Here is a 23,329-nt window from a genome sequence, read left to right as displayed (position 1 = left end):
TCAGAGCTGCCCCGCTCCCCACAACCACGCGAGCACCCCGACGACGATACCGATCGCGGTGCAGACCGAAAGCGGGTAAGGCACCTGGCGAACCCAGCCGGTCCCAACGAATACGCGATGCGCGACGATCGCGCCCACAATGCCGATCACGGCGCTCACGAGCCAGTACGGAAAGTACGCGCCGAAGAGCGACCAGGACGGCGCGCCGCGGGCCACGCAACCCGCAAGCGGCATGAAAGCCAGGAATGAACAAACGACAGCGCTTCTGGGCCATGTACGTTGTTTCATCGCATATTCAACGCTTCGTGACTGGAATACATGCTGAATTCCACTCGTACGAACAACCCACATGCGCACCAATGGGTTGCGTCCCGCATTCCCAATTCAAGGCAGCCCATCATAGCGCGGTTTGCCGCCCCGCCGCCCTTGGGGCGCCTACGGGTTCCCGCGCTCGCGCTGCCGCGGAAACACCAGCGTAAAGCGCGTCACGCCGTTGCTGCTCGAAGCGTGCCACGTGCCTCCGTGCAGCTGCATGATGCTGCGCACGATCGAAAGCCCGAGCCCGCTCGACTCCGATGACCGATGCCGCGACGGATCGGCCCGGTAGAAGCGATCGAAGATTCGTTCGAGATGATGCGGCTCGATCGTCGGTCCGCGATTCTCGACGTGGAGCGTCGTGGCGTCCGGTCCCTGATCCGCCATGGTCGAGATCGCCGTGCCCGGTTCCGCGTACCGCAAGGCATTCGCAAGCAAATTCCCCAACGCACGGCGCAGCAGATCCGGGTCCGCGCACACGTGGCCCTCGCCGCGCCACTCGAGGCTCACGTTGCGGTCCTCCGCGAGACCTTCGAAATACTCCTGCATGCGCTCGAATTCCACGGCAAGCGGCACTTCCTTGCGCTCGATGGCATTGTCGGCCTGCTCGGTGCGCGCAAGAAAGAGCATGTTGTCGATCATCTTCGACAGGCGTTGCAGCTCCTCGTAGTTCGAGCCGAGCAGCCGCTGGTAGTAGGCCGTGTCGCGTGTCTGGCTCAAGCCCACTTCGGTCTGCCCCAGCAGATTGCCAATTGGCGTGCGCAGGTCGTGCGCCATATCCGCGGAGACCTGTTTCAACTGCGTGAACCCGCGTTCGAGCCGATCGAGCATGCCGTTGAATGCCGCGATCAGTGCGTCGAGTTCGGGCGGCGCGGCGCGCTGCTCAATGCGCGTCGAAAGCGTGCTGACGCCGATCGCCCCGGTTTGCGCAGCGAGAATACGCAACGGCTGCATGTTGCGGCGGGCAAGGACAAACGCAAGCAAGGCGACGATGATCGCGCCAGCGGAGGCGAATAGCAGTATCTGATTGCGGTATGCCCGCAACAATTGGGTGCGCTCGGTCAGCAAGCGGCCGGAGATGATCTGCAGATCCTGCTTGCCGGATACGGCGTGCGCCGCGGCCGCGACGTAGATGAACGGCGTTCCATCGGCCGCACGCGTATGGTGAACGGCGCCGAGCGTGAGTGGCGCGTTCATCGGCACAGGCGCCACGTCCGGCACCGCCCTGTGCCCCGGATTCACCGTAATGAGAGGGGCTTCACCCGGAAATCCCACAATCAGCAGGGATTCGGTATTACCGAGCATGTTCGCGAAGAGATGAGGCTTGTCCCGAATCAGCTCGCGCACGTCGACATCGTTCATGAGCGTGCGAAGCTGGTCCACCCGCGTCACCAGCGCCGCATCGTCGCGCATGATTAGCTGCCGCTCCAGGCCGCGGTATAGCAAGGTCCCGAGCAGCGCCATCGCCGAAAATACGATGAGTGCGTATAACAACGCAAGGCGCGTGGTGAGCGAAAGCCGCTTCATGCTTCGTACTCGAAACGGTATCCCACGCCGTGAATCGTGTGGATCAGGCGAACGGGGAACGGGTCGTCGATTTTCTGCCGCAACCGGCGCACCGCGACATCGACCACGTTGCTATCGCTGTCAAAATTCATGTCCCATACGCGCGAAGCGATCAGCGCGCGCGATAGCACCTGACCTTGATGCTCCAGAAAGAACGCCAGCAGGTTGAATTCCTTGTTGGTGAGCGTAATGCGCACGCCGGCCCGGTCGACGCGCCGCTTCGGCACATCGACGCGCAGATCCCCGACTTCGAAGATCTGTTCATCCTGCTTTTGCGGCTGACCGCGCCGCAATATGATGCGGATGCGCGCGAGCAACTCGGCAAACGAAAAAGGCTTGACGAGATAATCGTCGGCGCCGAGATCGAGGCCCTTCAGCCGGTCCTCTAGCGTGCCGCGCGCGCTCAGAAACAACACCGGGGTTTTGGTGCGCGCGCCGAGCTTTTTCATGACGGTCCAGCCGTCCATCTCCGGCATCATCACGTCGAGCAGGATCAGGTCGTAGCCCATCTCCTGCGCAAGGTGCAGCCCGTCGATGCCGTTCGTGGCCACGTCCACCACGTAGCCCGCTTCCGTCAAGCCGTTCTGAATGTACTCGCTGGTCTTGGCTTCGTCTTCGATGACGAGGATTTTCATGGCGTCCGATCCCTGCACTCTATGCGCGTGTCACTGATTCTCTGCTTGTTTGCGCCCCTATACCAGCCGGGCGTCATTGCAGTCTAGGCAGTGCGCGCTATCAGGACCGTTACCCAATCATTACAAGGAAATGACGAAGTGCAGCGTGTCCCCTCCCTGATATTTTTTTGTAATGACTCAGTCACGCTGTTGTTTTTGCGCGGCGCCTAGACTCTGAATCCGTCGTACCGCAAACCGAATTACGCATCGGGCTGCTGGTGGTGAAGAACCACAGCCGGGATGGGCGCCTGCTTTCCGCGGAGTGCGATTCAGCATCGGTACCGCACATTCCTCCAATGATCCATCTTGGGAGTCCTCCATGGAAATCACGCAAAACACGGCTAACCCCACCCAACGTATGACGATTGGCGACTTCCTCCTTCGTCGCCTCGAGGAAGCCGGTATTCGTCATTTGTTTGGCGTGCCGGGCGACTACAACCTCACACTCCTGCAACAACTTCACGATAGTGGCGCACTCGAATGGATCGGCACCACGGGCGAGTTGACCTCCTCCTATGCGGCGGACGGTTATGCCCGGCTGAACGGCCTGGGCGCGCTGCTTGTCACGAACGGGGTCGGTGCCTTGAGCGCCCTCAACGGCGTGGCAGGCGCCTATGCCGAGCACGTTCCCGTCATCTGCATCAGCGGTTCGATCCCGCTGCGCTCCATCGAGCGTGGCCTGGGTATGCACCACACCATGGCTGACGGCAACTTCGACCACTTCCTGCGCGCCTATGCGCCGGTGACGGTGGCCCAGGCCAGGATCACGCCGCGCAACGCGGTCGTCGAGATCGACCGGCTGATCCTCACGGCATGGCGCGAAAAGCTCCCGGTCTATATGGAACTGCCCTCGGATATCGCATATCTCGAGATCGAGGTGCCGGCTGCCCCGCTCGTTCTTGCCCACGTTCCGGGCGATCCGGAACGGCTGCAGTCGTGCATCGCCGCACTCGCGCAACAGTTGTCCGCCGCCAGGGCACCGGCGATTCTGGTGGATACGGATGCCGACCGGTTCGACGTCGTGCCCGAGCTCGTGGCGCTGGCGGAAAAGCTGCAGGCTCCGCTCGCGGTGATCAACGCAGCCAAAGGCGTAATCGACGAGTCGCACCCGCAGTACGTCGGCATCTACGGCGGCAAAAGCAGCGAGCCAGGCGTACGTGAGACGATCGAGAGCAGCGACTGTTTGCTCGCCATCGGCTACCGGCCGATCGAGGTGACCACGGGCGATTTCACGGCAACGCTGCCCGTCGCCACGATCCACGCGCGCGCACATGCCGTGGACATCGGCGAAGACAACTATCAGGCGGTGACGCTCAAGGAAGTGCTGCGCGGCGTGATCGAGACCGTAACGCAGGTCGCGACGCACGTTCAGCGTCCGGTTGACGCGCCAGCCGCTCGCGCGCACGTCGAGGCTGCCGCGAAGCTGACGCAAGCCGCCTACTGGCAGGCCGTTCAGGACTATCTGCGGCCCGGAGACGTCCTGTATGTCGACAATGGCACGTCATTTTCCCTGCTCGGGCTGCAGCTTCCGCCGGGTTGCACCTTCATCGGTTCGATCAACTGGGGTTCGATTGGCTATTCGGTCGGCGCCCTGCTTGGCGCGCTGACTGCGGCCCCCGAGCGCCGCCACGTGTTGCTCATAGGCGATGGCTCCTTCCAGGTCACCGCACAGGAGTTGTCGACCATTCTGCACCACGATCACAAGCCGGCGATCCTGCTGATCAACAACGGTGGCTACACCATCGAACGCGGCTACCTCGGCAAGACCGAACCCTACAACGATATTGCGAACTGGTCTTACGCCGATCTGCCGAAAGTGCTCCATCCCGGTGCAATCGTGCAGTCGTTCGTGGCCCGGACCTGCGGGGATCTGCAAGCCGCCCTCGCCGCACCGAACGACAAACTGGTTTTCGTCGAATCGATCATGGACCCGTGCGACGCGCCCGCGGCGATCACGCGAAGCAGCAACCTGGGCGCAGAGCTCGACTACGGTCCGCGCGGCCCGCAGCACCGCGAGAATCTCCAGCTCCGGACCGGCGCAGCACAGCGCTGAATAGAAGCACGCCGCCTCGCAACAACTCAGGTTTGCGAGGCGGTTGGCGCTTCCAGGCCCAGATCGACCTGCACCGACATCTGCTCGCCGTCACGCTCGATGAGCAACGAGACGCTGTCGTCGGCTTGCGCGATCATCTGCCTGAGCTGATCGACGCTGTCGATCGGGTGGCCGTCGACCGCGAGAATCACGTCGCCCGACTGGATCCCCGCGTTCGCCGCGGGCCCCTGCGCCTGCTCGACGAGCAAGCCGGACGACAGTGACGGGTCGCTCTGCTCCTGCGGCGTCAGCGGCCGGACCGCGACGCCGAGCCGTGCATGGCCCGGTTGCGGCGGCGCGGGCTCGGCAGGCACAGTCTGCGCGTCTGGGGCCGCGTTCGCCGACCCGGTCGCGCCGGACAGCGCGCCAATCGTCACGCCGAGTCGCTTCGTGCCGCCGTTGCGCCAGACGCCGATCTGCGCGGTCGAGCCTGGCGTCAGCTGCGCGATCAGCGCCGGCAGCTCGGACGCGTCGGTCACCGGTGTGCCGTTGACCGATGAAATCACATCGCCGGCCTGCATTCCCGCCTTCGCGGCCGGGCCGTCCGGATCCACCGACGCGACCAGCGCGCCCTGTGGCCGGTCCATCCCCAGCGACTTTGCGCTCGCCTGATCGAGCGGACCCACGCCGATGCCAAGACGGCCACGACTCACATGGCCAGTGTTCACGAGGTCGTCCTTGACCTGCATCGCCTCATTGATCGGGATTGCGAACGATAGCCCCTGAAAGCCCCCGGTGCGCGAATAGATCATCGAGTTGATCCCGATTACCTCGCCCTTCATGTTGAACAGCGGGCCGCCCGAGTTGCCCGGATTCACCGGCACGTCGGTCTGGATAAATGGCGTGTAGGCCGAGCCCGGCATCGCGCGCGCCTTCGCGCTGATGATCCCGGACGTCACCGTATTGTTGAAGCCATACGGCGAGCCGATCGCGACGACCCATTCGCCCACCCTGCTCCGCGACGGATCGCCGATCTTGACGGTCGGCAGGTTCGTCGCATCGATCTTCAGTACCGCGACGTCCGACTGCTTGTCGGCGCCAATCACGCGCGCACGGAACTCGCGCTTGTCCTTCAGCTTGACCGTGACCACGTCCGCGCCGTCGACGACATGGTCGTTCGTCAGGATGTAGCCGTCCTGGCTGATGATGAAGCCGGAGCCCAGCGCCTCGCTCGATGCGCCACTGTCTGTGCCGTCTCCATTGTCTTCGCCTTGCGGATCCGGCTGGCCGCCGATGTGCTGGGCGCTGATGTTGACGACCGCAGGGCCGTAGGTCGCGACGATGTTAGAGAAGTCGGGTATGCCGGCGTTCGCGCCAGACCCGATCGGCATCGGGCCGTTTCCGGGATTGACGACCTGTGAGGCGTCGGCAGTGTGATGGCCGACCGCGTAGGCGCCCGCGAGTGCGGCAACGACACCGGCGGTCGCCGCACCGCGTGAAAGGATTTTGCTGCTCATGATTCGAGTACGGAGTGGGAAGCGGTTTTCGAGATTCGAACCGTACGCGTAATCGCTTAAAGCAGGCTTAAGCTCCCGTCGGGATTTGGCATGCCGGACGCGAACGACCGCTCATACAGGATCCCGGATATGCCACGTATACCGAGCAGGACCAACCTGCGAAGCGTTGCATTCCTGGCGTGCTGGAACCGTGCGTTAGCCATCCTGAGCGATTGCCGCTTTCGTCTGTAGATTGATCCCGCAATGCGCGCCGACGCGCAAAGCAGGACCACGAGAAGCGGCCGCGTAACCCGCAAACTCTTTTCGAGACCGTTTCTCAGAAGCGGTGTGTCATGGCTACGCGATACACCATCTGGTTGCCCGTCGAGGATTGGCCCGGCGAGCCGATGATGTTTGCATAGTCAAAGTCTTGGCCCGTGTTACCGTCCACATGCTGATAGGCCCCTTGCACATACACCGAGGTGCGCGCGCTCAGGTCGTAGTCGAGCATGAGCGAGAGCTGATTCCAGTTCGAATCCGAGCTACCCGTGACCGTCGAAATGTGGGCGTGCGTAAACGTATAGGCAGCGCCCAGCCAGAAGTCATGACGGAAGTAGTACTGACCGTTGATTTCGATGTTGTCGAACTTCCACGAATCCTGTGTCCCGGCGATCGGCTGGGTCGAGAAGTACGCATTGCTGGTCGGGTTATACACGTCGACATGCGAATACGCGAGTGAAACAACCGCCTTGTCGCCGAACTTGTATGACAGACCACCGTCGATGTTCTGCTGCTTCGACGCCGTAAACACGACCGTTGCGCTCGGCACCGCGCCGCCGGACGTCGCGCCGCCATTGTCGGTCAACATATACGCCGCAACAGCGGAGAACGGCCCCATCTGGTACTGAACCGCCGCGCTATACATCCGGTTGTTGGCAAAGCCGGTGTCGTTGCTAAAGCCATACATGGCTTCGCCGGTGAAGCCGCTTACGGTCGGCGACACGTACTTGACGGAGTTCTGGATGCGGTAATCCCAATCGGCGTTGTCGTTGTCATACGGATGCGAACCAAGGTCGCCTTCCCAGTTGCCGGCCGCGGTGTAGCCGCTCCACATGTCGATGGTTGGGTCGTATTGGCGCCCCAATGTGAGCGTACCGAACTGCGCCGACGACAGGCCAACAAAAGCCTGGCGGCCGAACAGCAGGCCACCTTGGCCCATTTCGCCATTATTGGTGTCAAACCCGTTTTCCAACTGGAACACCGCCTTCAGGCCACCACCCAGGTCTTCATTGCCCTTCAGCCCAAACCGGCTGCCAACCGTGTCACCGCTCACCATCTGATAGCCCCGATGGCCGTCCGTGTTGGTTGTGAAGTCAAGGCCTTCATCAATAATGCCGTACAGCGTGACGCTGCTTTGCGCGTGTGCGACGTTGCACAATACCAGGGTGGACAACAGCCCCGCCAGACATGTCTTCCTCATTTGCCTTCTACCCGATCATTGGAGTGAATGAATTTGCAGCTTCCTGCTACACACTACGGCGCAGTGCTGCTATAAGCGCTTGCGTGGAACTGCGCGCAAGTTTACGTAGCTGCTTTGCAAATTGGAGGTGACGCGCCGAAACTCAGTCTTTCAAAAAACGCAACCGGGATGCGGCGCCCGGCAGCCTTGAGTGTAGGGGCTTCCCGGCTCTACAGATGAAAATGAATCGGGTTTCGCGACCCATGTGTGTCGTAAGAGAGCGACAAATATCCACCGCTTCAAGAGTGAAAACAATGTCGTCAACTCAGGTGGCGCATCCCATGAACCACAGGGGGAGCGAGTTGGCTCAATTGAACAGGACGGCATTCCAGAGGCAAAATAGCGTGTGCAATCTGCACCATCGCTTCTGAACGGTATTTGTAAATTCTTGCAGCGGCTCCGCCGCACCAGTACCTTGTTTATTCAGGTATCCGATTTAACTGGATGATGGATCGGCCCCTGCCGGCGCGGACATCGCACCGGCGGTCTCCTGAACGATTACAGGTGCTCCTTGAAGAACGGCACCACTTTGGCCAGCGCGAGCGCCACAGGCTCGGGCTTGTCATAGAGGTCGTAGTGCGACCAGCCTTCGGCCACTACGATGTGCTTGTCCTTCGACGCCGCGCGGCCGTAAATCTCCCAGCCGTCGCGGTACGCACCGAAACCGCCGGGCTTGTCGCCAATGACGATCATCAACGGCTGCGTGAGCAGCACTTCGGCTTGCAGGAAGGCATCCCAGCCCATGGCGGCGCTGTTGAACGAGAACAGCCCGCTGGTGGCCCCATGCGGTTGCTGGCCGCGAGGGGACGTGTAGTAGTCCGTCGCCTCCAGCACGTCGATATCCGTCACGCCGTTCTTCCTGCCCTCCTCCACCGAGCCAGGCAGATAGTTGATGACGTTGCGCTGCGCGCCCTTGGCCTCCGCGGTGCGCTGCCTGGCCATGGCTTCCAGCGCGCTCACGGGATCGAAATTGCTGAAGCCCTCGCGCATCAGCCTGCCGAAGTTGACGCCGGTGATCGACGTCAGGGCCCTGATGCGGCGGTCGGTCATGGCAGCGCTAATCGTGTAGGCGCCGCCGCCGCACACGCCGATCGCGCCGATGCGGTTCTCGTCGACATAGGGCAGCGTCACCAGGTAGTCGATGGCGAAACGGATGTCCGAAACGCGGATCGCCGGATCTTCGATGAAGCGCGGCTCCCCGCCGCTGGCGCCCTGGAAGCTCGCATCGAACGCAATGACGACAAAGCCTTCCTTCGCCAGCGCGGCTGCGTAGACATTGCCGGAGGTCTGTTCCTTGCAGCTGCCGATCGGATGCGTGCTCACGATTGCCGGATATTTTTTCGTCTCGTCGAAGTTCGGCGGCAAATAGATGTCGGCGGCCGAATGCCAACCGAGGTTTTTGTAGGTGACGGTTCTGATGTTGCTGGTGATCGTCATGGTCGGATGCTCCCGCGTGGAAATGTCTGGTGCGATGGATTTCATCATAGGCGCGTCTTTGGATAAGAAAAACGCGCCTTTAAAGACACCAGCGTTAAGCTGCGGTTGACAATATGCCGCTGCATGATTGTCGACTCGTCGTTTCGCGTGATCGCTGCGTCCGACGAGAGAGGCATCCTGACCGAGCGCTTCCACCTGCAATCCGACGGCAAGCAGACGGGCTTTTATCGCACCGCCGACGGCACGATTGTTGCGTTCGCCGCGACGCCGGGATACGAGACCTGGCGCGGGCTGGGCTGGTATGGCGTGATTTGCCAACGGCCGGCGTGACACGTGAGAGCCACGACGTTGCCCAAGGCATGGATAAACGAGTTGGTCAGTCAGGCAGCCTCACGATCGTCACGCGCCGGTTCTCCGGTGCGGCCGGATTACGCGTGTTCAGGGGCTCGGATGAACCCTTTCCGACCGCAGAAAGACGCTCGGGCGCGATGCCGTCCCCACGCGTGAGGTAATCCAGGACGGCCACGGCGCGATCCGCGGAGAGCTTCATGTTCGCGACGGCCGAACCTCGGGGGTCGGCGTGCCCCTCAATGCGGAACTTATATTCTGACAATTGAGTTGACTGTAGCGCGTGCGCGACCTTGTCAAGCGCGGCACGCGCGCCGTTGGTCAATGTTGTCGAGTTAGTCGAGAAGGTGATCAACAACGCCACGGACGGCTTGCTCGCGGGTGCCAGCGAGTCACTCCCGGTACCAGGATCCCTGTACCTCAATCCGCGAGTGACCACACGATTCTCGGCCTTTTCTGGTGTCAGCGCCTGGATGATCGATTGCTCATCGACGTCCTGCTCTTGTATCAAGGGTTCGGCGGCGCAGGCGAGGCGTGCCAGGCTGGCGACGCACAGAACCGCCAAAAGCAGACCGTTGCGCCCGCGGGCCGCATTAAAGTCAGGCTGAGTCAGATTCCACATATCAGAGTCTCCATCACGCTTCACGTCCTGAGTTGTTGGAGGCGGCGACGCAGCGCCTGCATGTTGAGTTATCGATGATTCGGGCCGTTTTTGGAAGGACGCTCGCCATAATCGAAGCCGGTTTGCACCTCGGCAGGCCGGCTCAACGTGCTCCGTCGCCCACTAGCGAAAAAGCCGCCCAGAATGCCGGATGCCCGTAGTCGCTGCCTCGCGCGGACATGAGTTCGAGCATGGATTGCCGCAGCGCCTCGGCTCGCGTGATGCCTCGATTGGCGGCTTGTATCCGAAATAGCCCCGTGGTCAGCAGCCGCGCGGAGACCGTCTCCACTGCCCAGTTCGAGACCAGCAGGCTGCGCGCACCGGCATAAAAGAAGGCCCGGCCAAGTCCGGAGACCGCTTCGTTGCCCACGCCATCCGCGCTCCCTGTGTCGCATGCCGACAGCACCACCCAGTCCGCGTCGAGTTTGAGCGCGAACACGTCGTCGAGACTCAGAAAGCCGTTGCTGCACTCGTCGTGTACGAGTGCGGGATTGGACATCGCAAGCACGGGCTCGTCGAGTCCGATGACTTCGCCGGCGGCGAGGCTGTGGGTTGCAAAGGCCACGACGCGGTATTGCGACAGGTCGGTGGCTTTCACGTTGCAGACCGTCGCCCGGCGTTGAAGAAAGAGATCGCGCTGCGGGTCGGCACCCATCACCTTGGCCATGTCGCGAAGTTCGTCGCCGGTATCGGGGAGTGCCGGGAGATATGAATAAACCTCGCCTGGCGAGATGGCCGGCATGGCCGACGCGTCTGGCAGCACAGCCGCTGGTTGGCTGGCCTGCTTCGCGGGTTCGGCTACGCCAGCCGAGTCAGGCAGGGAGGGCGTCATGGCGAGGTGGCGAACCGCCAGGCTGCGCGTCGTGGTGGCTCGCTGCGCGTCCAGGTCAAACACGGGATCGCCAAAGCCAACAAATGGCCGACGCTCGCTCGCCACAGGCGCTGCCTTGCGCAGCGCAACCAATCCGCTGGCCGATGGATACTGTTCGATCGCAAGCTTTTTGATGAGCCAGGGCATGTCCGCATAGGTGCCACGCGTGCCGGGTCGAGGGATATCGCCGGGTTCCGTCAGTAGAAGGGCGAAGGGAACCTGCCCAAGCGGGCCGTCCGGAATCACGTCGAGCGTCCGTGCCGATGCCCACAGGTCAGCGTCCGGACCGAGCAGCACGGAATAGAGCCGCTGCGCATCGGCGACATCGAAGGGCTTGATCCGACCGTCCGAGAGATCGACGCTCTGCCGCAGCAACGCGACCTGCTCCCGCCAGTGCTGACGGGCGACGCCAACCGCCCGAAAGCTTGTTCGCTCGCCAGACAGCGTCCAGACATACGTTTGACGGGTGCCGACATAAATCGCGACGAGGGCCTCGCCCGGCCGAAACAGTCGCCGTACGTCATCGATCGACGCTGGACGTGGCTCGGTCAAGTCGGCGTAGCCAGGGAATCGATCATTGATCTCCTTTCTCAAACTGGCTTGCTGCCCGGCCGCGCCATGTAGCTCACGCTCGAGCGCCGTCACCGTCGCGTCGTCAATCTGCGAGGGCGGCAAGGCAGTCAAATGCTCGAGCAGATGACCGAGCGACTGTGCGCGATTTGCGGCATCTTGCTCGCGGCGGGCTAGTGCGGCGAGCTGCGGGTCCGGCAGGTTGGCGCGAGCCACACTCGCAACGACCGCCTGCTGCACAGCGGAGTTGCGTGCAATATCGGCGACTTTGAACGCCTCATTCGCGACATCGACGCCCGGTTTCGATGCACCGGACGCCTGCATGTTCGCAAGCAGTTCCAGATATCCTTCGACGACCACGCGCAGCCGGTATTGGCGCACAAATCCGCCCGGCCAGTCGCTGTCGGATCCGCCCGATTCAGACCCGTTCAGTCCGGTTATCTCCGGGAGCGAGAGCCGGTATTGCTCCAAAGCCTCGTCTTGCTTGTGTTGCGCAGCCAGCGCGTTCGCCAGGTATCCTCGTATATAGGCGGTCACAAGGGGATCGCTGAACCGGTGACGCTGTCTCCACGCAAGCATGCGTCGCAACATGGCTTCGGCGCGTGCGGGCTGGCCGCTATTTTGCAACGCAAATGCCCAGTCGAGATTGCTCGATCCGCGCTGCGCGAATTGCTCAGGGCTGCGTCGCTGGCCGGCATCACGAGCGGCAAAGGTATTGGCCGCCTCTGTCCAATTTTCCCGCATGACCTGCACGAGTCCGATCCATGCGCGACGGTCCGCCAAGGCCAGCGAATACGGTTGTACCTGCGCTTGCTGAACGGATTGCAGCGCCTGCTCCAACAGCGCCGCGGCCTGGTCCAGCTGGCCTTGCTGAAGCCGGATCACGCCTAGCTGTTTGAGCGCCGCACTGGTAGCGACGGTGCTCGGGCCGGACAGGGCCAGGGTTTCGGCCAGGGACTCGCGAGCGTAGTAGGCGGCTTCACCCAACTTGCCCTCGCTGACGAGCGTGGCCACCAACCTGCGTTCTGCCGATGTCAATGCCTCTCGATGCCACCGCACCACGGCGCTGTCCGGCGTGTGCCTGTCGTTCAGCTCGGCCAGGAAACGTCGACGTGCGTCGACTTCTCGCCGTTCGAGGTCCTCGGCAGCCCGGTAGTTGCCCTGCACCATCTGCAGCCGTCCCTCCAGCGAGTAGACCACCGCCAGATCCAGGTCCTTGAACCCACCGCTGCTTTCGTCTCCTGCGTCGGACAGCATGTTTTTGACCTGCTGCAATTCCTCACCGGACTCATTCAGCATGCCCAGCGCCATATAGGCATCGGCGAGGCGCGCGTGGAAATAGGCCTGGTGACGCAGCGCCGACGCTGGCATGGCTGCAAGCGTGCGCTTCAAATAGTCGATCTGGGCAACGATGTCACCCGAAGCGGCATAGGCGGTCGAAAGATCATATCGAATGCGCCATTTATCGCAGCGCTCGGTGACTTTCTGCGTTGGCGGGCTTAACTGAGCCGCCTGCGATAGATCGGAAATCGCTTCCGGATAACGCCCGAGGCTATAGTTGGCCAGCCCTCGCGCCTGATAAAACGCGCACAGGTCGGCGTCCGATGCCCCCTCGGGCACAGATGCCGCGGCACGGGCTTCGAGTTCCGCGATGTGTCGTCCGTCCACCTCGACGGGCAAACCCGCATCGGCCGGGTCCCGGGGAACGATCGACTGGGCGCTCGACGCCTGGACGGCGCACGCAAGCAGTATGGCCGTGGCGAGATGGAGCACAAGGCGGCAGCGCAGGACTCGCGGTGTCGAAAGAGGAATCCTCACTTGACCACCCCCACCTCCTTGAACTCGCCCGCGACGGGGACGTTGCCCGATGGACTCATCACGCGCGGCTGCAGCATCAATGCGACGAGCGCGGTCCAGCCTGTCTGGTGCGATGCGCCGACGCCGCGCCCGCTGTCGCCGTGGAAGTACTCGTGAAACAGCACGAGGTCGCGGCAACGCGGATCAGCCTGCAGCAGCGGGTAGGCACCCATCACCGGACGCTCGTTGTTGCGGTCGAGCAGAAACAGTGTCGTGACGCGGCGCGCAAGCTCGTCGGCGATCTGCGCGAGCGACAGCTTCGCGCCCGAGCCAGTCGGATACTCGACGAGAAAGTCGTCGCCGTAGTAGCGGTGGAATTCGTACAGCGACTCGATCAGCAAATAGTTGACCGGCATCCACACCGGGCCGCGCCAGTTCGAATTGCCGCCGAACACGCGCGAGTCCGATTCGGCGGGCAGGTATTTGACGCAGAAATGGCAGCCGTGGTAGCCGTAGACGAAAGGCTCGTCGAGGTGGGTGCGCGATAGCGCGCGTACGCCATGGTCCGAGAGGAACTCGCTTTCGTCGAGGACGCGCCGCAGCAATGCCTTCATCCGATGCCCGCGCAAGAGCGACAGCAGCAGCGAATTGCCCTTGCCCGGCGCGTTCCAGCGCGACACGAGCCGGGCAAGGTCGGGCCGGTGCTCGAGAAACCAGACGAGCCGGTCGCGCAGGCCTGGCAGGCCGCCGTGCACCCGCTCCTCGAGCACCCGCACCGCGAAGAACGGAATCAGCCCGACGATCGAGCGCATCCGCAACGGCACGGCGGTGCCGTCGGGCAGCCGCAGCTTGTCGTAGAAGAATTCGTCGACGCTGTCCCACAGTCCGGTCTCGCAGCCGTCATCGCAACTCACGGCGCCCGCGATATACAGAAAGTGCTCGAAGAACTTCACGCCGATGTCGACGAACACGTGATTCTCGAACGCGAGCTCGAGCGCAATGCGCATCAGGTCCAGCGCATACGCAGCCATCCACGCGGTGCCGTCCGCCTGATCGAGACGGCCGCCCGTTGGCAGCGGCGACGAGCGGTCGAAGATGCCGACGTTGTCGAGCCCGAGGAAGCCGCCCTGAAAGATGTTGTGGCCGTCCGCATCCTTGCGGTTGACCCACCAGGAAAAATTCAGCAGCAGTTTGTGGAAGACCAGCTCGAGAAATTCCCGATCGCCCTTTCCCGTGATCGAGCGATCGATCTCATAGACACGCCACGCGGCCCACGCATGCACCGGTGGATTCGCGTCGCCGAATGCCCACTCGTACGCGGGTAGCTGGCCGTTCGGATGCTGGTAGCGGTCCTTCACGAGCAGCAGCATTTGCTTCTTCGCGAACATCGGATCGACCAGTGCGAACGCGGCCGCCTGGAAGGCGAGGTCCCACGATGCGTACCACGGATACTCCCACTTGTCCGGCATCGAGAGGATGTCCGCATTGCACAGATGCTGCCAATCCGCATTGCGCCCGCGCTGGCGGCCCGCGGGCGGCGGCGGCTGCAGCGGATCGCCTTCGATCCAGCGGTGCACGTCGTACTGGTAGTACTGCTTCGACCACAGGATGCCCGCGAGTGCCTCGCGCTGCACGAGTCGCGCGTCTGCGCTCTCGATGTCGCGCTGCAGTGCGCCGTAGAACGCATCCGCTTCGTCGATGCGGTGCGCGAAAAGGGCGTCGATGTCGAGCGGCACCTCGTCCCTGGGCGCGCACAGCGGCCGCCAGCGGAACGTGAGCACGGCGCGGCCGTGCGCCGCGAGTTCGAGATGAACCCGCGCGGCAGCCTTCGTGCCGGCGTCGCGCCGGATCGCGTCTGCGTGGCCATGCACGACATAGTCGTTGATGCCGTCCTTGAACGGGCCGCCACCGTCCATACCAAAGAGCCGCTTCACGTTGGTGTCGTTCTCGCAGAACAGCCACTCGACGCGCTCGCCCCCCTTCGACGCCGCCGTCACGACGAGCGGCTCGTGCGAATTGTCACCCTTGCACTGCGCGAGAACGTGTTCGCCGTCCGACGACGAGACGAGCGTGAGCGACGGCTTGCCGACTGTGGCCTTCCACGACCACGTGTTGCGTGCCCAGATCTGCGGCAGCACGTCGAGCGATGCGTGCTGCTCCGCGCGATTCTCGACCGCCACGCGCATCACAATATCTTCCGGCGTGTGCTTTGCGTATTCGATCTGCACGTCGAAATAACGTTCGTCGTCGAATACGCCGGTATCGAGGATTTCATACTCGGGCAAGTCGGCGCCGCGCCGTGCGTTCTCGTCGATCAGGTCCTGGTACGGAAACGCGATCTGCGGGTACTTGTAGAGCATGCGCATATACGAATGCGTCGGCGTGCTGTCGAGGTAGAAGTACAGTTCCTTCACGTCCTCGCCATGATTGCCCTCTTCGTTCGTGAGGCCGAACAGCCGCTCCTTCAGGATCGGGTCGCGGCCGTTCCAGAGTGCAACGGAAAAGCACCAGGCGAGCCGCTCGTCGGCAAAACCTGCCAGGCCGTCCTCGCCCCAGCGATAGGCGCGCATGCGCGCGTGGTCGTGCGGAAAGTAGTCCCACGCGGTGCCGTGCTCGCTGTAGTCTTCGCGCACCGTGCCCCACTGGCGCTCGCTCAGGTACGGCCCCCAGCGTTGCCAGCGGGCATAGTCGCTCGAGTACAGGCGTTGGCCTTCAATCGTCTGAATGAGGCCGGCGGCACGCTGCAGCATGGGCTTCTCCCTCTCGTGGGGCTGCCGGGGTCGTACCTCGGGCGCACCACGTCGGACGGCGCGCGAGCGCGTCGAGAGTCACATGCTAGCGCGCTTTTGGCGCTGCGGCTCACAGCCAGGCGGCGCAGCGTACCGAGACGGGCTAGCCTGGATCGCCAAGCCGTTTGAGCATGCGCAGCAACTCACCGAGCGACCACGCCTGGAACGGTGCGCCGCCCGGCGTGTGCGGCGCGTCGCCATCGGCGACCTCGGAAATGTGATCGAGCCCGGCGCGGTCAAGATGCGCGAGCAGCGGCGCGACAAAGCGCTCGTGTGCGAGCGCGCGTTGTACCGCGGTATCGCCATTGACGCGCAGCCATGCATCCACGAAGGGTCCAAGCAGCCAGGGCCAGACCGTGCCCTGATGATACGCGCCATCGCGCTCCAGCACGCCGCCACCGTAACGCCCGCAATAGGCGGGGTCCGCCGGCGCCAGCGTACGCAGCCCCATCGGTGTGAGCAGATGCGTTTGAACCTCCGTGACGACCGGGCGTGCCGCATCGCCTTCGAGCAGCGCGAACGGCAGACCGCCGGCCGCGAAGATCTGATTCGGCCGGATCGAGCGATCGACCTTGCCCTCGACATGATCGACGTCGATCACGTCGAATAGCGCGCCCGTCGATGGATCGACGAAGCGCTCGGCGAACGAGGCGCTGGCGCGCGCTTCGAGTTCGCGCCAGCGCGCATCCCACGCGCCCGCAATGCGTAGCGCATTGATCCACAGCGCCTCGACTTCGACCGGCTTGCCGATGCGCGGCGTGACGACCCAGTCGCCGGCCTTCGCATCCATCCAGGTGAGCTGTACGCCCGGCACGCCGGCGCGCAGCAGCCCGTCACGCGGATCGGCTGCGATCCGATAGCGCGTGCCGCGCGCATAGCCGTCGAGGATCGCGTCGACCGCGCCTTGCAACACACGCCGCGTTGCGCCCGGCACCTTCGCCGCTTCGAAATAGTCGTGCACCGCAACCACGAACCACAGCGATGCATCGACCGAGTTGTATTCCGGCACACCGCCGGCGTCGGGAAAACGATTCGGCAGCATGCCTTCGGAGACTGTCGCCGCCCATTCGAGCAGGATCGCACCCGCGTCCTCGTGGCGGCCGTTTGCGATCAGCAGGCCACGCATGGCGATGAAGGTGTCGCGGCCCCAGTCGGTGAACCACGGGTAGCCCGCGACGATCGTGCGGCCCTCGCCTCGCGCGACGATGTAGGTGTCAGCGGAGCGTTCCAGGCGCGAGCCGCGCGACGCCCTGCGCAGTTCCTCGAAGCCGGCAAGCAGCGCCGCGCGCCTCACCGCGCTGTCGCAGGCCCCATGAGGGGTACCGGCCGCTTCTGTAGATAATTGCGCACGCAACATAATCACTGCGTCGCCTTTGCCGAGATCGAACGAGAAAACTCCCGGCGTCGCGAGATCCTCGATGTAGTCGAGACCGCGCTCTCGTTCACGCGGGTAGCAGAAGCTGCGGTACCAGTCCGGCGCATGCGTATAGCTGCCGTTCGAGAAGGCAACAATCCCGGGCAGATCGCCGTACGGTTGCCAGCGCACCCGCTCGCCGTCGATCTGGGCATCGAACGCGAACGCCGGGTTCTCGTGGTGCAGCGCATGATAGTCGCGGCCCGACATCAACGGTCGGACTTTCAGCGTGGGCGCCGGCGGCATGGCGTGCGACGCGGGTGCATCGGTGCGCGTATCCGGCTTGATCCCGGACGGTGCTTCGAGGCGCCAGCGCAGCACGGTCTCACGGCTTGCCTTCGCAACGAACAGCTCGGCTGTGAGCACCGCGCCGCCGTCCAGAAGGAAGCGCCACGTCGGCCACGGCGACGTGGCGAAGCTCGCGATGCTCGCCGAGATGTCGGGATAGAGCAGATCGGGCGCATAGCGCTGCATCGTCAGCGCTGTTTTGCGCTCGCCATCCTCGATCCAGGCTTCGATGCCGTTGACGAGCACCACGCGGCCGGTGGGCGGCTGCGTCGCCGCGAGCAGCAGCGCGTGGTAGCGGCGCGTACGCGCGGTGCCGGCCGTGCCGGACGCGAATCCGCCATTGCCGTCCGCTTCGAGCCATTCGTCGTCGAGACGGCCAGCGTCGATAGGACTGTCAAGACGCGTCATCGGGTCGTCCTGCCCTCGTGGTTATTCCGGTTGGTCTGCCCGTGATTCAGGTGCATAGTGGTCAGGGTTAACCCATTCGGAACTGTAAGGCAAGGTAGCTACAGTTCTTGCATACCATCTCGCTTCAGGCACAGCGGTATCTCTGCCCAGGAGGTCTGTCGTTGTTGCCTGATTTCAACGAGCTCAAAGGAGATGCAGATGGAAACCCTCAGCCCTTCCGCCGGCCTGTACAACGAAGATCTCGCGCCCGCGAGGGAGCGCAACTGGGGAGGCTTCAGCATCTTCAACGTCTGGACCTCGGACGTGCACAGCCTCTGGGGCTATTACCTCGCCGCCAGCCTGTTCCTGCTGTGCGGCAACTTTACCAACTTCATTCTCGCGATCGGGCTCGGCTCGCTGGTGATCTTCGCGCTGATGAACCTGATCGGCTACGCGGGCGAAAGGACCGGCGTGCCTTACCCGGTGCTGGCACGCGCCTCTTTCGGTGTGTGGGGCGCCAATCTGGCGGCGCTGGTGCGCGCCGTCGTAGCCTGCTTCTGGTACGGCGCGCAAACGGCAGCGGCTTCGGGCGCGTTGGTCGCGCTGCTGATCCGCAGCAGCAGCCTGATGCAATTCCACCAGGGTACGCGCTTGCTCGGCCACTCGGGGCTGGAAGTGATTTGCTATGTGATCATCTGGGCGCTGCAGTTGCTCATCATCCAGAAGGGCATGGAGACGGTGCGCAAATTCCAGGACTGGGCGGGGCCCGCGGTGTGGGTCGCCATGCTGATTCTCGCGATCGGTCTGTGCGTCAAGGCCGGCGGCTTCTCGTTCAGCCATGGCATTCCGATGAACATGCTGCTCGAGAAGACCCGGGACGCCGGCGTCAGCGGCGAGCCTGGCTCGTTCTGGGCGCTGATGGCCGTGGGCGCGACCTGGATCACCTACTTCGCGGCGTTATACCTGAACTTCTGCGACTTCTCGCGCTACGCGAAGAACCGCGACGCGGTGAAGAAGGGAAATCTGTGGGGCCTGCCGGTCAACCTGATCGCGTTCTCGCTGGTCGCTGGCGTCACCACCATCGCCGCCTTCAAGGTGTACGGCGAAGTCCTGCTGCACCCCGAGCAGATCTCCGCCAAATTCGACAGCTGGGCATTGGCGCTCATCGCCGCACTGACCTTCGCGGTCGCCACGCTGGGCATCAACGTGGTGGCCAATTTCGTCTCGGCTTCATTCGATATCTCCAACGTGTTCCCGAGGCAGATCAGCTTCAAGAAAGGCGGCTACATCGCCGCGGCCATTGCGCTGGTGCTCTACCCGTTCGCGCCGTGGGAAGGCAACGCCGCGCATTTCGTGAACGCCATCGGCGCCACGATGGGCCCGCTGCTGGGGATCATCCTGGTGGACTACTATCTGGTGGCCAAAGGCAACATCAACGTCGCCGCGCTCTATCAGGAGCACGGCGAGTACCGCTACGAAGGCGGCTGGAACGTCAACGCGCTGGCCTCTGCGGCGCTCGGCAGCGTGTTCTCGACCTTCCTGCCGAACCTCACCAACCTGCTGCCGGCCTGGTGGAACACCTACGGCTGGTTTTTCGGTGTGGGGATCGGCGGCGGCACGTATCTCATCATGGCGACGCTGCGGCCGCGCACCGTGGCCGCGCCGACCAGCGCTTGAGGACCTTGTTTCAGGAGCCGGTGGTCGGGTTCAGCGCGAAGGCTTGAGCAGAAAGCCGAGCGCCTCCCGCCACCAGGTTTCGTCGACGCGGCCAATCCAGTCGTTATGGTCGGCCGCCTTCACCACGATCAGCCGTTTTGGTTCTGCCAGCGCGTCGTAGAGCGCTTCGCCAAAGCGCGCGGGGACGATGCTGTCGCGCTCCGCAAGCACGACGAGAACCGGGAAGCCGCACGACGACAGGTGGGTCACGCTGTCGTATCGGTCGCGCAGCAGCCACTTCACGGGCAGCCACGGAAAGTGATGAGCGGCGACGTGCTCGAGCCGGTCCCAAGGCGTGATCAGCAGCAAGCCAGCGGTCTTGTCGCGCTCACGCGAGCTGGCCGCAGCCGCCACGCCGGCGCCGAGCGATTCGCCGATGAGCAGCTGCGGTGCATTATAGAGACGATGCGCCAGCACGATGGTCTGCAGGGCATCGGCGACCAGGCTCTCTTCGCCCAGCGTGCCGTCACGCGGCCCGTAGCCTGGATACTCGGCAAGAATCACGCGCAGCCCGAGCCGGGTGAGCACCGCCGCGTAGAACGAACGGTGTCCGGCATGCCCCGCATTGCCATGAAAGACGATGGCGGTGGCGCGCGCGGATCCAGCCGGTTCGGCCACGAGACCGCGGAACGCCGCGGGTGTCGGCCACGCACGAAGCCCGCCGGAGACGACGTCACCGATTGCAGCCTTCTCAGGGAAGTAGAGAAAACGATCCTGCAAGTTAGCGACTCCTGCGAACCGAATCGGGCACGCAACGCAGCCGGGCCAGCATTAACCTGGTGAATTTCATCACGGATGCTTGACTGACTGGCCACCTATGCCGGAACCAACCCCCTTTGCTCGAGCCAGTCCGGATTGAAAAGACGGGATCGGTAGAGTTCGCCGCGGTCGCACAGCAGCGTGACGATCGTATGTCCCGGCCCCATGTCTCGGGCAAGCATGACAGCGGCCGCGACGTTGATGCCCGTCGAACCACCCACATAGAGCCCTTCCTCACGCAGCAACCGGTAAACCATGGTGACGCATGACTGGTCATCGACCCGGTAGGCGTCGTCGATCGGCGTGCCCTCGAGGTTCGCCGTGACGCGGCTGGAGCCGATTCCCTCGGTAATCGAATTGCCTTCCACCTGAATCTCGCCCGTCTTCACGAAGCTGTACAACCCGCTGCCGTGCGGGTCGGCGAGAACGATCCGCACGTTGCGGTTCTTTTCCTTCAGGAAGCGGGCCACCCCAGCGAGGGTGCCGCCAGTACCGGTGGCGCTGACGAACGCATCGACCGTGCCAGCGCTATCACGCCAGATTTCGGGTCCGGTCGTCTCGTAGTGAGCCCTGCGGTTGGCCAGATTGTCGAACTGATTCGCCCAGATCGCGTGATCAAGCTCCTGGGCGAGCCTCGCGGCGATCTTCTGGTAGTTGTTCGGATCCTTGTACGGAGCAGCCGGCACCGGGCGGACTTCGGCCCCCAGGACGCGCAAAAGCTCCATTTTTGCGGGGGACTGCGTCTCCGGAATAACGATCACGCAGCGATAACCGCGAGCCGCACAGAGATGGGCAAGGCCGATGCCGGTATTGCCCGCGGTGCCCTCCACCACGGTGCCCCCGGGCCTGAGTTCGCCGCGCTGCTCGGCATCCTGAATGATAGAGAGCGCGGCACGGTCTTTGACCGAACCGCCCGGGTTCATGAACTCGGCTTTCCCGAGAATCTCGCAACCGGTCTCCTCGCTGAGCCCGGCAAGCCGGATAAGCGGCGTGTCGCCCACACATCCGGCAAACCCCTCGCGCACACGCATACCTCCCCCTGCAACTGCCCGACTGGCAACAGAGCGCTGCCAATTGAAAGCATAGGCGAAGATCCCGTGCCCGTTGCTGGCTTCGACCCACCGCTTGATTGCGACGTGTGCGATACGCGGATCGCAGCCTCTTCCTGGATATTCCGACGCCACCGCCTCTGATCATGGCGGCGATTCCCGAACACGAATGGCCTATGCGGTGGTTATACCGCGTGCAACTGCAGCCATGACTGATCCTGCGCACTGGCCTTGCTGGACTGCAAGCCCAGGATCTTGGTCCCGCGCCTCGCTTTGCTATTGGCCGAGAACGGCGAGCGCCTCGCGCATCGGCGTGAGCGAGACCGTGACCAGCCCCTCGAGTGGCGTATTCATTTCCAGAATCAGGAAGATGGCGCCGGACGTGGATAGCGCGCCTAGAAGCAACGCGATAGCGACCGTCGCATTCGGGGGTGTGAACAGGCCAAAAGCGCCAAAAATGATGCACAGCCACAACACGAGGGTGATCAACAGCGGCGTTGGGGTCGAGCCCACCGCTTGTAGCAGTCCAAGTTCGCGGATGGCCAGCACGTTGTCGGCCATCTCGATCGCACGCGCCTGCAGCCGCCGCTGCAAGTCGTTTTGCGGCGACAGTTCCTCTAATTTGCGCTCGAAATTTTCCCCGCGCTTGAGCGCTTCGGGGCCGTGCATCCGTGCCAGCTGCGCTGCGTCGGCTGACGCAACTTGCTGAACTCCCGTCGCAACAATCTGCTTCAGCAACTCGCGGATTTCCTGCGTTTCCGGCCCATACTGGGCAAGCACGCGATCGAGCAGGATGACATTGGCGGCTTCGTGGGTGACTTCGGTGTTCACGGTATCGAATGAGCTTTTCGCCGATGAGATCAGCAAGCCAAGTACCAGCGCGGCCATCGTGGCGATCAGGCCAGCTGTCAGTTTGACGACAGCCATAGAGTCCTCACCCAGATGGTGCTCCGGAAGCAAGGTGCGCAAATACAAACCGAGCAAAGCGCTGCAGAAGACACACACGAATACGATCAATGCGACGCTCAGATGGTGCACCTTTGAGGCCTCCATCAAATGTTGCACGGGTGCGGCGGCAGCCGGCCTCCTGTGCATGCACGCGGCCACGCTGGGCAACGCGGGGGGCTGGCCGCATTCGCGTATGTCATCGTAGGGGACGCAAGACCAGGCCGATAGTGGACCTTGGTCCTATCCGACATAGCCCTGCGCCGCGGCCGGCGTGACCATTCACGGCATCGCGGGCGCGCTGTGGGCGTTCGCGTATCTCGGCACTGTGGAAGCGGACGGCTTCAACCGCAACCTGCCGTAACACTCGGTGGCCGCACGTGTGTGCTCGCCGGACCGATCGGATGCGCCGTGCCCGATGCGTTTGCGTCCGCCAGATGTGCGCTGAGCGCCACCACCCGCACACCGCTGGAAAGAGGACGCTCCGCCGGCCTCCCCTGTTAGCGGGGTCCGTGCGCCGGGAACCGGCGATAGTTGAGCGCTACTTTCCAAGGCTGTTAGTTGCATTAGAACTCGAAAGCCATTCCCGCACCTTGCCCGGGCCTCAAGGCACTGGCGCGCTACGCGGCAGCCCTGGGCGCGACCTCGTTTGAGTGGTGCACGATCCGGGACAATTTCGAGGAGCTTTTGCTGCGC

Annotated in this window: 15 protein-coding genes; 2 read left to right on the top strand and 13 right to left on the bottom strand. The window is 63.3% G+C overall.

Translation table 11 applies throughout. The features are described from left to right. The 3 genes from BO1_RS32520 to BO1_RS32510 form a co-directional block, all read right to left on the bottom strand. Positions 1-288 carry a hypothetical protein gene (locus BO1_RS32520; RefSeq protein WP_028221129.1) on the bottom strand — a complete coding sequence of 96 codons (288 nt, stop codon included), beginning with the start codon at positions 286-288 and terminating at the stop codon, positions 1-3. A 147-nt stretch (positions 289-435) separates the two neighbouring features. After that, positions 436-1,842: a heavy metal sensor histidine kinase gene (locus BO1_RS32515; RefSeq protein WP_028221128.1), complete on the bottom strand. Its 1,407-nt coding sequence runs from the start codon at positions 1,840-1,842 to the stop codon at positions 436-438. Further along, the gene (locus BO1_RS32510; RefSeq protein ID WP_028221127.1) at positions 1,839-2,516 is read right to left on the bottom strand and encodes a heavy metal response regulator transcription factor; all 678 of its coding nucleotides are present in this window, start codon (positions 2,514-2,516) and stop codon (positions 1,839-1,841) included. The genes BO1_RS32515 and BO1_RS32510 overlap by 4 nt, the downstream gene beginning before the upstream one ends. A gap of 301 nt (positions 2,517-2,817) precedes the next feature. On the opposite strand from BO1_RS32510, the gene BO1_RS32505 reads away from it, so the two are divergent. Further along, positions 2,818-4,608: an alpha-keto acid decarboxylase family protein gene (locus BO1_RS32505; RefSeq protein ID WP_156992516.1), complete on the top strand. Its 1,791-nt coding sequence runs from the start codon at positions 2,818-2,820 to the stop codon at positions 4,606-4,608. 26 nt (positions 4,609-4,634) lie between these two features. Here the strand turns inward: BO1_RS32505 and BO1_RS32500 are convergent, their stop codons facing one another. From BO1_RS32500 to BO1_RS32465, 7 genes are all read right to left on the bottom strand, one after another. Next, a complete protein-coding gene (locus BO1_RS32500; RefSeq protein ID WP_028221125.1) occupies positions 4,635-6,104 on the bottom strand; it encodes a Do family serine endopeptidase in 1,470 nt (489 codons plus the stop codon). A gap of 316 nt (positions 6,105-6,420) precedes the next feature. Continuing rightward, positions 6,421-7,563 (bottom strand): porin, encoded by a 1,143-nt coding sequence (locus BO1_RS32495; protein ID WP_028221124.1) that lies wholly within the window; start codon positions 7,561-7,563, stop codon positions 6,421-6,423. Between the two features lie 537 nt (positions 7,564-8,100). Beyond that, entirely contained in the window at positions 8,101-9,234 is a 1,134-nt protein-coding gene (locus tag BO1_RS32490; protein WP_407670029.1) for an alpha/beta hydrolase, read from the bottom strand. 181 nt (positions 9,235-9,415) lie between these two features. Then, positions 9,416-10,009: an OmpA family protein gene (locus BO1_RS32480; protein WP_043287512.1), complete on the bottom strand. Its 594-nt coding sequence runs from the start codon at positions 10,007-10,009 to the stop codon at positions 9,416-9,418. A gap of 142 nt (positions 10,010-10,151) precedes the next feature. Continuing rightward, positions 10,152-13,262, bottom strand: coding sequence for a CHAT domain-containing protein (locus BO1_RS56640; protein ID WP_028221120.1), 3,111 nt, complete (start codon positions 13,260-13,262; stop codon positions 10,152-10,154). 41 nt (positions 13,263-13,303) lie between these two features. Then, positions 13,304-16,036 carry an MGH1-like glycoside hydrolase domain-containing protein gene (locus BO1_RS53695; RefSeq protein ID WP_043287510.1) on the bottom strand — a complete coding sequence of 911 codons (2,733 nt, stop codon included), beginning with the start codon at positions 16,034-16,036 and terminating at the stop codon, positions 13,304-13,306. Between the two features lie 142 nt (positions 16,037-16,178). After that, positions 16,179-18,185 (bottom strand): amylo-alpha-1,6-glucosidase, encoded by a 2,007-nt coding sequence (locus BO1_RS32465; RefSeq protein WP_028221119.1) that lies wholly within the window; start codon positions 18,183-18,185, stop codon positions 16,179-16,181. Between the two features lie 198 nt (positions 18,186-18,383). Between BO1_RS32465 and BO1_RS32460 the strand changes: the two genes are divergently transcribed. Next, entirely contained in the window at positions 18,384-19,841 is a 1,458-nt protein-coding gene (locus BO1_RS32460) for an NCS1 family nucleobase:cation symporter-1 (RefSeq protein ID WP_028221118.1), read from the top strand. Positions 19,842-19,871: 30 nt separating this feature from the next. Here the strand turns inward: BO1_RS32460 and BO1_RS32455 are convergent, their stop codons facing one another. The 3 genes from BO1_RS32455 to BO1_RS32445 form a co-directional block, all read right to left on the bottom strand. Next, the gene (locus BO1_RS32455; protein WP_028221117.1) at positions 19,872-20,624 is read right to left on the bottom strand and encodes an alpha/beta hydrolase; all 753 of its coding nucleotides are present in this window, start codon (positions 20,622-20,624) and stop codon (positions 19,872-19,874) included. A gap of 71 nt (positions 20,625-20,695) precedes the next feature. Continuing rightward, positions 20,696-21,670, bottom strand: a complete 975-nt coding sequence (locus tag BO1_RS32450; protein ID WP_028221116.1) for a cysteine synthase A — start codon at positions 21,668-21,670, stop codon at positions 20,696-20,698. A gap of 294 nt (positions 21,671-21,964) precedes the next feature. Beyond that, the gene (locus tag BO1_RS32445) at positions 21,965-22,726 is read right to left on the bottom strand and encodes a bestrophin-like domain (protein WP_028221115.1); all 762 of its coding nucleotides are present in this window, start codon (positions 22,724-22,726) and stop codon (positions 21,965-21,967) included. Between the last annotated feature and the right edge of the window lie 603 nt (positions 22,727-23,329).

The sequence above is a fragment of the Paraburkholderia oxyphila NBRC 105797 genome (genome assembly GCF_000685075.1).
Classification (GTDB): domain Bacteria; phylum Pseudomonadota; class Gammaproteobacteria; order Burkholderiales; family Burkholderiaceae; genus Paraburkholderia; species Paraburkholderia oxyphila.
This window is presented reverse-complemented; position numbering and strand designations above follow the sequence as displayed.

Excerpts from the sequence above, each read along its gene's own strand:
- BO1_RS32450 (WP_028221116.1), bottom strand. The coding sequence starts at position 21,670 with ATGCGTGTGCGCGAGGGGTTTGCCGGATGTGTGGGCGACACGCCGCTT.
- BO1_RS32510 (WP_028221127.1), bottom strand. The coding sequence starts at position 2,516 with ATGAAAATCCTCGTCATCGAAGACGAAGCCAAGACCAGCGAGTACATT.
- BO1_RS53695 (WP_043287510.1), bottom strand. The coding sequence starts at position 16,036 with ATGCTGCAGCGTGCCGCCGGCCTCATTCAGACGATTGAAGGCCAACGC.
- BO1_RS32500 (WP_028221125.1), bottom strand. The coding sequence starts at position 6,104 with ATGAGCAGCAAAATCCTTTCACGCGGTGCGGCGACCGCCGGTGTCGTT.
- BO1_RS32515 (WP_028221128.1), bottom strand. The coding sequence starts at position 1,842 with ATGAAGCGGCTTTCGCTCACCACGCGCCTTGCGTTGTTATACGCACTC.
- BO1_RS32495 (WP_028221124.1), bottom strand. The coding sequence starts at position 7,563 with ATGAGGAAGACATGTCTGGCGGGGCTGTTGTCCACCCTGGTATTGTGC.
- BO1_RS32460 (WP_028221118.1), top strand. The coding sequence starts at position 18,384 with ATGGAAACCCTCAGCCCTTCCGCCGGCCTGTACAACGAAGATCTCGCG.
- BO1_RS32465 (WP_028221119.1), bottom strand. The coding sequence starts at position 18,185 with ATGACGCGTCTTGACAGTCCTATCGACGCTGGCCGTCTCGACGACGAA.
- BO1_RS32480 (WP_043287512.1), bottom strand. The coding sequence starts at position 10,009 with ATGTGGAATCTGACTCAGCCTGACTTTAATGCGGCCCGCGGGCGCAAC.
- BO1_RS32520 (WP_028221129.1), bottom strand. The coding sequence starts at position 288 with ATGAAACAACGTACATGGCCCAGAAGCGCTGTCGTTTGTTCATTCCTG.